Consider the following 7230-nt stretch of genomic DNA (forward strand, 5'->3'; position numbering starts at 1 on the left):
CCGCGCGTGTCCGTCATCGCGCTCCGACACCAGGGCTCGGGCCTCGTCGCCGCGACCAGCCAGCACCAGCGCCTCGGCCACCCGCAGCCGCAGGCCCTCGGTGGCCACGGCGCCACCGCGCATCAGGCGTTCACGGGCACAGTCGAGCACCGCAGGCAGCGTGGGATGCAGCACCCGCAGCCCGAAATCGATGGCAACCCCCAGCATCGACGCGGCAAGCTGGGGCTCGGCGCACTCGAAGCTCGCGGCGTCAAAGCCGGTCAGCGCGACCTGATCGATCACCTGCGACCAGTCAGGCAAGGACTGCCCGGCCTGTTCGATCAGCCGCCAGCGCTCCAGACCCTCGCCGCTGTAGAACACCAGGCGCGCCGCGGTCACGGCCATGGCCGCGCCATTGAAGTGCACCCAGCCGCGATCGAGGAAGATCCCGTCGGCCAGGAGCACCGCGTCACGCCATCGCCGGAAATCCGGCGCGCTCAGCGCGCGTCGGAACACCGCCCCGCGCGTGGCCGGGGTGGCCTGCCAACCCTGGTCGGAGCGGGCGACGAGGCCGCGCTCGGCGAGGGCGACAAGACACTCGTCGACATCGGCCTGACCGAAGTAGACCCCGCGCGAGGTCCGAAGCTCGAGCCGGCGCAGCAGATCGATCACCCACTTGCGATGCCGCGGCGTCCAGGCGAGCGCCAGCGCGCGCTGGACCAGTGCCGCCTCCGGGCCGGGCACGGCCGGATCAGAGTCGGATTCGGGCGCCGGCGGTAGGGACGGAAGAAGGTCAGGCATGGCGATCGGTCAACCCGGCAGTGTAGAACGCCGGCAAGGCCGAAAAGAAAAAACCCGGGGAGCGTCACCCCCCGGGTCTGCGGCCCGTCCCATCCCGACCGGGATGGGCACGGACCGTGGGCACTGCCCCGTGCGAGGCTCAGGCGGCCTTGCGGCGGCCGTCCTCGAAGAACTGCTCGTCTTCGGTGGAGCCCTTGAGCGCCGCGGTGGAGGACTCGCGCTCGACGGTGGTGGTCACCGCATCGAAGTAGCCGGTGCCGACCTCGCGCTGGTGCTTGACCGCGGTGAAGCCGCGCTCGGCCGCCGCGAATTCGGCTTCCTGCAGTTCGACAAAGGCGCTCATCTGGTTGCGGGCATAGCCGTGGGCCAGGTTGAACATCGAGTAGTTCAGGCTGTGGAAGCCGGCCAGGGTGATGAACTGGAACTTGTAGCCCATGGCGCCGAGCTCGCGCTGGAACTTGGCGATGGTGGCCTCGTCGAGGTTCTTCTTCCAGTTGAACGAGGGCGAGCAGTTGTACGACAGCATCTTGCCCGGGAACTGCTTGTGGATCGCCTCGGCGAAGTCACGCGCGAATTTCAGGTCCGGGGTGCCGGTCTCGCACCAGATCAGGTCGGCATAGGGCGCATAGGCCAGGCCGCGCGACACCGCCTGGTCGAAGCCGTTGCGGGTACGGTAGAAACCCTCGACGGTGCGCTCGCCAGTGAGGAAGGGGCGGTCGTTCTCGTCGACATCGGAGGTGACCAGGTCGGCCGCCTCGGCGTCGGTGCGGGCCAGCAGGATGGTGGGCACACCCATCACGTCGGCCGCCAGACGGGCCGCCACCAGCTTGGCGACATTCTCCCGGGTGGGCACGAGCACCTTGCCGCCCATGTGACCGCACTTCTTGACCGAGGCAAGCTGGTCTTCGAAGTGCACGCCCGCGGCGCCGGCGTCGATCATGGACTTCATCAGTTCGAAGGCGTTGAGCACGCCGCCGAAGCCGGCCTCGGCATCGGCCACGATCGGCGCACCGTAGTCGACGGAGCCGGGGTCGCTCGGGTTCTTGCCCTCCATCCACTGGATCTGGTCGGCACGGGTGAGGGTGTTGTTGATCCGGCGGACCACCGAGGGCACCGAGTTGGCCGGATACAGCGACTGGTCGGGGTACATCTCGCCAGCCAGGTTGGCGTCGCCCGCGACCTGCCAGCCCGACAGGTAGATGGCCTTCAGGCCGGCCTTGACCTGCTGCATGGCCTGGTTGCCGGTGAGCGCGCCCAGGGAGTTGACGAAGGGTTCGTCGTTGATCAGCCGCCAGAGCTTCTCGGCGCCGCGCCGGGCGAGGGTGTGCTCCACCGCGATCGAGCCGCGCAGGCGGATGACATCATCGGCGCTGTAACCGCGCTTGATCCCGCGCCAGCGGGGGCTTTCCGACCATTCCTTCTGCAGTTTCTGGGCTTCGAGTTCGCGTGAGGACATGAGGCACTCCTGAGGGTTGGTATCCGGTTCGAGACTGGCTGCGCGACCGTGCCGGTTCTGGTGCCGGCGTCGGCAAACAACATGACAAGACAGTAACTCTCGATGGTGCACAGCAGCACCAATCCAGCTCAGGAAATGCGAACTAAATTTCCCTTTAGAAACATTGGCTTGAGATCAATATTCCGCATTGCGGCATGACTTATTCCGTCATGGAAAATTCCGGTGCGGCGATGCACCGAGGCATTTCCATGATGAGAAATCAAAATCCCGCAATGTGAAAACGATCGATCCGGGATTGCCGGGTGACGGCAGCCTCGTGGATCAGACATCCGGCCGGTTGCGCATCCAGTCGGCGGTGCCGTGGAAGGACTGGAGCAGCCGCTCGAACAGCGGCGAGACCACGCCCCGGTCGCTCATGGCCTGGGCCATGCAGAGCAGCCACTCGTCGCGCTCGCGCGAGGCAATCGGAAACGGCAGATGCCGGGCGCGCAGGCGCGGATGGCCGAAGCGCGCCTCGTAGTGGGGCGGCCCGCCAAGCCAGCCGCACAGGAACCAGAAGAGCTTGTCGCGAGAGTCTTCCAGGGTGTTGGGGTGCAGCGCACGCAAGTGCACGAAGCGCTCGTCGATGGCCATCAGGTCATAGAAGCGGTCGACGAGTTCGCGCACACCCGGCTCGCCGCCCAGCAGCTCGAAGGGTGTTTTCGGATCGCCGCCATCGGCGGGCCGGTTTTCGGTGGGGGTGTTGGGGATGGTGGTCATGTCGGCGGCGGTGGCCCGTGTCTCTTCAGGCCTGACGAAGGCTGGCCAGCGGCGGCGCGCGCAGCACGCCACGCAGTCCGACCCAGCCCGTGAGCATGGCGATCAGCGCGCCCGCGAGCGCCCCCAGAACGAGGGTCTCCCAGCGCGGGTGGTAGTCAAACTGGAACGCCTGGGCGGCCAGCGCCCAGCCGGTGGTCATGGCACCGCCGGCCGCGAGCAGCCCGGCCAGCCCGCCAGACAGCCCCAGCTCCCAGTGCTGGGCTCGGGCGAGCTGCGCCCGCGAGGCACCCAGGGCGCGCATCAGCGCCGCCTCGCGCACCCGTTCGTCGCGCGAGCCGGCCAGCGCGGTGTAGAGGACGACCACACCGGCAGCCAGGGTCAGCAGGAACAGCAGCTCGATGGCGCTGACCACCTGGCCCAGCATGGACTGCACCTGGCGCACGATGTTGCCGGTGTCGAAGACCGTCAGGTTGGGAAAGCGCGCCACCAGCGTCTGCTCCAGAGGCGGCTTCCCCGGCGGCTGGCGCACCGCCGTGATCAGGGTCTGCGGCGCCTGCTCCGCCAGCCCTGGCGAGACGATCATGAAGAAGTTCACCTGCATGGAGTCCCAGGCCAGCTTGCGCACGCTGCCGATCCGGGCGTGGATCACCTGACCGGCCACATCGAAGCTGAGCCTATCTCCCAGGGCAAGGCCCAGGGTCTTGAGGATGCCCGACTCGACCGAGACTTCGGCGGCATCGGGCGAGTCGAACCAGCGTCCGGCGACCAGCCGGTTGTGCGCCGGCAGCTGCGCCGAGTACGAGAGATTGAACTCGCGATCGAGCAGCCGCTGGGCCCGTTCGTCGGTGTACTGATCGACGCGCACCGGTCGGTCGTTCACCGCCACCAGCCGGGCCCGGATCATCGGCCAGACCTGGGGATCGCGCACCCCGGCCTCCCGCAGCACGGCGCTGACCGGCTCGCGCTGGTCGGGCTGGATGTTGATCACGAAACGGTCAGGGGCATCGGGCGGACTGGCCTTCTGCCAGCTGGCGAGCAGATCCGTGCGGGTCACCGTGAGCAGCATCAGCGCCATCATGCCCACCGCCAGCGCAGCGGTCTGAACCACCGCCGCACCACGACGCCGCGACCAGGAGGCAAGCGCCAGCCGCAGTGCCGGGCTGCCCGCCAGCAGCGCCGGCGCGTGACGCAGGCCGCCCGCCGCGCGCATGGCGACCCATGCCGCGAGCGCGAACACGAGCGCAGCGGCCGCAAATCCGCCAAGCGCCACCAGCGCAAGCTGCCGGTCGCCGGCCAGCCACAGCAGCAGCAGGCCGAAGGCCAGCACCGCGAGCGCCGCCGCCGCCCAGGGCGAGGCCCCCGGTCCGCCAAGCTCGCGGCGCAGCACACGCAGCGGCGGCACGCCCGCCAGGCGCAGGAAGGGCCAGGCGCCGAACCCGAGCAGCAGCACCCCGGCGGCCAGCACGGCCTGCGCCGCCGGCCAGAGCGAGGGCGCGGGCAGCGGCAAGGGCACCAGCGGCGCGATCGCCGCGGCCAGGCCGAAGTGCACCGCCCAGCCCAGGGCGGCCCCCACCAGCCCACCGATCAGCCCGATCCAGACCAGCTCGAGCAGCAGCAGGATGGCGAGATCGCGCTGGCGCACGCCGATGGCGCGCATCACCGCACAGCCGTCGAGGTGACGCTGCGCGAAACGCCGAGCCGCCAGCCCGATGGCCACCGCCGCGATGAGCGCGGTGAGCAGGGCCACCAGCGAGAGGAAGCGCTGGGCGCGCTCCAGGGTGATGCGCAGCTCTGGCCGGCCGTTCTCGAGGGTCTCGATCCGGCCGGCCCGTTCGCCCCGGGCCCGGAACGCCGCCTCGAAGGCTGTCACCTCGGCGGGCGCGCCGGCGACCAGCATGCGCCAGCTCACCCGGCTTGCCGGCTGTACCAGCCCGGTTGCCTCGAGGTCTTCGAGGCGGATCATGGCACGCGGCGCAAAGTTGACGAAGTTCGCACCCCGGTCGGGCTCCACGGTGATCAGCCGAGCCACCGTGAAGGTGGAGTCGCCCAGGGTGACCTGCCCTCCCACCGCGACACCCAGCGCCTGCAGCAGCTGGGCGTCGGCCCAGAGCGAGCCCCGGGACGGCGCCTGCGTGGCGGGCTCGTCGGGCTGACCCGGCGCGGCAGCCACCCGCAGCCGGCCACGCAGCGGGTAGGACTGCGACACCGCCTTGACCGAGGCGAGCTGCGGTCGGCCCGAAGCGCTCACCATGCTCGGAAATATCACGGTCTGGGCAGTGGCCAGACCGCGCTGCGTGGCATCGGCCAGCCATGCCGGCTCGGGTGCCCGGTCGGCGACGATGACCAGATCGGCACCCAGGAGCTGGCGGGCCTCCAGAGAAAGCGCCTGGCGCATCCGGTCGACGAAGAAGCCCACCGAGGCGACTGCGGCCGCGGCCACCACCAGCGCCGCCAGCAGCAGCCCGAGCTCGCCGGCGCGCCAGTCGCGTCGCAGGAACTGCCAGGACAGCGCCAGCCGCCGCGGCCGACCGGGCGCGGCAGCGCCGGGTGCACGCGCGACGATCGCAGACAGGGTGTGCTCGGGGGATGGCGGCAAGGCAGGGGCTCGGCAGGGGAAGGCAGGGAGCGGAATTATCATCCCGGCATGCGGCCAGTCCGCCGCTGACCCGGGAAAACCCCATGCGCACCCTTCACTGGTATTACGACTTCGTCTCGCCTTACGCCTATCTGCAGAGCACCCGCCTGGCGGACTTCGCCGAACAGGTGGTGGTCCGCTGCCATCCGGTGCTGTTCGCCGGCCTGCTCGCGCACCACGGGCACAAGGGTCCCGCCGAGATCCCGGGCAAGCGGCGCTTCACCTACGAACATGTGGCGTGGCTGGCCGAGCGCAACGGCATCGTCCTGCGCATGCCGCGCCTGCACCCCTTCAATCCGCTGCCGCTGCTGCGCCTGGCGGTGCTGTTCGACAGCCCTTCAGACCTGGTCTGCCGGCTGTTCCGCTACGTCTGGGTGGAGGGCCACCTGCCCGATGAGCCCGAGCACTGGCAGGCCCTGCTTGCCGAACTCGATGTCCGCCCGGAGGAGCTGGACAACCCCGAGCTGAAGCAGGTGCTGCGCGACGACACCCAGGCGGCGCTCGAGGCCGGCGTGTTCGGCGTGCCCACCTGCGAGCTCGACGGGCAGCTGATCTGGGGCTACGAGGCCACCCCGATGGTGCTGGCGAAGATCGCCGGCGATCCCTTCTTCGAGGGCGAGGCCATCCGCGCCGCCCATGCCGTGGGCGAGGGCGTCAGGCGTCGAGCCCCATGACCTTGCGGCGGGCGCTCTCCGGGGTCAGGTTGAGCAGCCGGCCGATCTCGGTGAGGTCATCGGGTACCGCGGGATTATCCCAGCCAAGCTGCGTGTGACGGGCGATGTCCACCGCCAGCACCACATTGCGCACCTGCGGGTTGTCGAGGTGCTCCCGGTCGGTGATCTGCGCGAGCAGCTCGGGCAGGTGCCAGGCCTGCATCAGCGCGCGCTGCAGATCCTGCAGACGGATGTTGAGCACCTCCAGCTGCGCCTGCGCCGAACGCAGCGCCGGGTCGGCCGCCTGACGATCGCGGATGCGCCTCGCCAGGGCGGGCGCGCGGCACCACAGCAGCATTTCGGCGAAGTCGTGCAGCATCGCGGCTTCCTGGATCACCTCGGCATCGGTGTCCAGACGATGCACCGCGAAGCCCAGCGCGAACCCCGCGGCGCGAAAGCCGCGGTCGATCACCTGTTGCAGCCCGGCCAGCGCATCGGCATCATCGGCGAGCAGGTCCTCGACCACCGCCGGTGAGCGGAAGTCGTCGAAGAACCGGCCCAGACCCATCATCACCACGCCGGTGACTGCGGTCTCGGTGTCGGTGACGGCGCGCCGCGACCGATGCCGGGCGGCCAGTGCCAGGATGCGCAGGGTGAGCAGCGGATCGGCCTGAGCGAGGCGCCCGATGGCAATCGGCGAGGCACGGTCCTCGTCGACGATCATCTCGGCCAGCCCGACCGCGCTCTCGCGAAGGATCGGGATCTCCATGTCGCGAAACACCCTGCTCCAGGCATCCAGATTCGGCAATGCGTTGATGATCATCATGGCGACTCCCGAAGCGGGTCCGATCCCTTCCCCCTGCAAGCTGTTATCGGCCGCGCCGGGCCGGACTTGAGCTTTTTGCCGCGATCCGCGGCCGGCGGGCGCGATGGATGCATCCATCGCG

The 7230-nt window shown here is 69.7% G+C and carries 6 protein-coding genes; 1 reads left to right on the forward strand and 5 read right to left on the reverse strand.

Going from position 1 to position 7230, the window contains the following annotated elements:
• From AC2H6A_RS16520 to AC2H6A_RS16535, 4 genes are all read right to left on the reverse strand, one after another.
• Nucleotides 1-723, reverse strand: a 723-nt coding sequence (locus tag AC2H6A_RS16520; RefSeq protein ID WP_484274809.1) for a hypothetical protein, incomplete at its 3' end; no start/stop codon positions are given.
• Between the two features lie 196 nt (nucleotides 724-919).
• Nucleotides 920-2236, reverse strand: a complete 1317-nt coding sequence (gene aceA, locus AC2H6A_RS16525; RefSeq protein WP_484274810.1) for an isocitrate lyase — start codon at nucleotides 2234-2236, stop codon at nucleotides 920-922.
• A gap of 321 nt (nucleotides 2237-2557) precedes the next feature.
• Complete coding sequence (locus AC2H6A_RS16530) at nucleotides 2558-2995, reverse strand: group II truncated hemoglobin (protein ID WP_484274811.1); 438 nt, start codon at nucleotides 2993-2995, stop codon at nucleotides 2558-2560.
• Between the two features lie 25 nt (nucleotides 2996-3020).
• A complete protein-coding gene (locus tag AC2H6A_RS16535; protein ID WP_484274812.1) occupies nucleotides 3021-5591 on the reverse strand; it encodes an ABC transporter permease in 2571 nt (856 codons plus the stop codon).
• A gap of 83 nt (nucleotides 5592-5674) precedes the next feature.
• On the opposite strand from AC2H6A_RS16535, the gene AC2H6A_RS16540 reads away from it, so the two are divergent.
• Entirely contained in the window at nucleotides 5675-6304 is a 630-nt protein-coding gene (locus tag AC2H6A_RS16540) for a DsbA family protein (RefSeq protein WP_484274813.1), read from the forward strand.
• On the opposite strand, the gene AC2H6A_RS16545 is transcribed toward AC2H6A_RS16540, so the two are convergent.
• Nucleotides 6285-7109 carry an HDOD domain-containing protein gene (locus tag AC2H6A_RS16545; RefSeq protein WP_484274814.1) on the reverse strand — a complete coding sequence of 275 codons (825 nt, stop codon included), beginning with the start codon at nucleotides 7107-7109 and terminating at the stop codon, nucleotides 6285-6287. The genes AC2H6A_RS16540 and AC2H6A_RS16545 overlap by 20 nt on opposite strands.
• Between the last annotated feature and the right edge of the window lie 121 nt (nucleotides 7110-7230).

Source organism: Quisquiliibacterium sp. (assembly GCF_982640115.1).

What these genes read in the sequence shown, in the direction of transcription:
- aceA (WP_484274810.1), bottom strand. Translation starts at nt 2,236, where the DNA reads ATGTCCTCACGCGAACTCGAAGCCCAGAAACTGCAGAAGGAATGGTCG.
- AC2H6A_RS16530 (WP_484274811.1), bottom strand. Translation starts at nt 2,995, where the DNA reads ATGACCACCATCCCCAACACCCCCACCGAAAACCGGCCCGCCGATGGC.
- AC2H6A_RS16540 (WP_484274813.1), top strand. Translation starts at nt 5,675, where the DNA reads ATGCGCACCCTTCACTGGTATTACGACTTCGTCTCGCCTTACGCCTAT.
- AC2H6A_RS16545 (WP_484274814.1), bottom strand. Translation starts at nt 7,109, where the DNA reads ATGATGATCATCAACGCATTGCCGAATCTGGATGCCTGGAGCAGGGTG.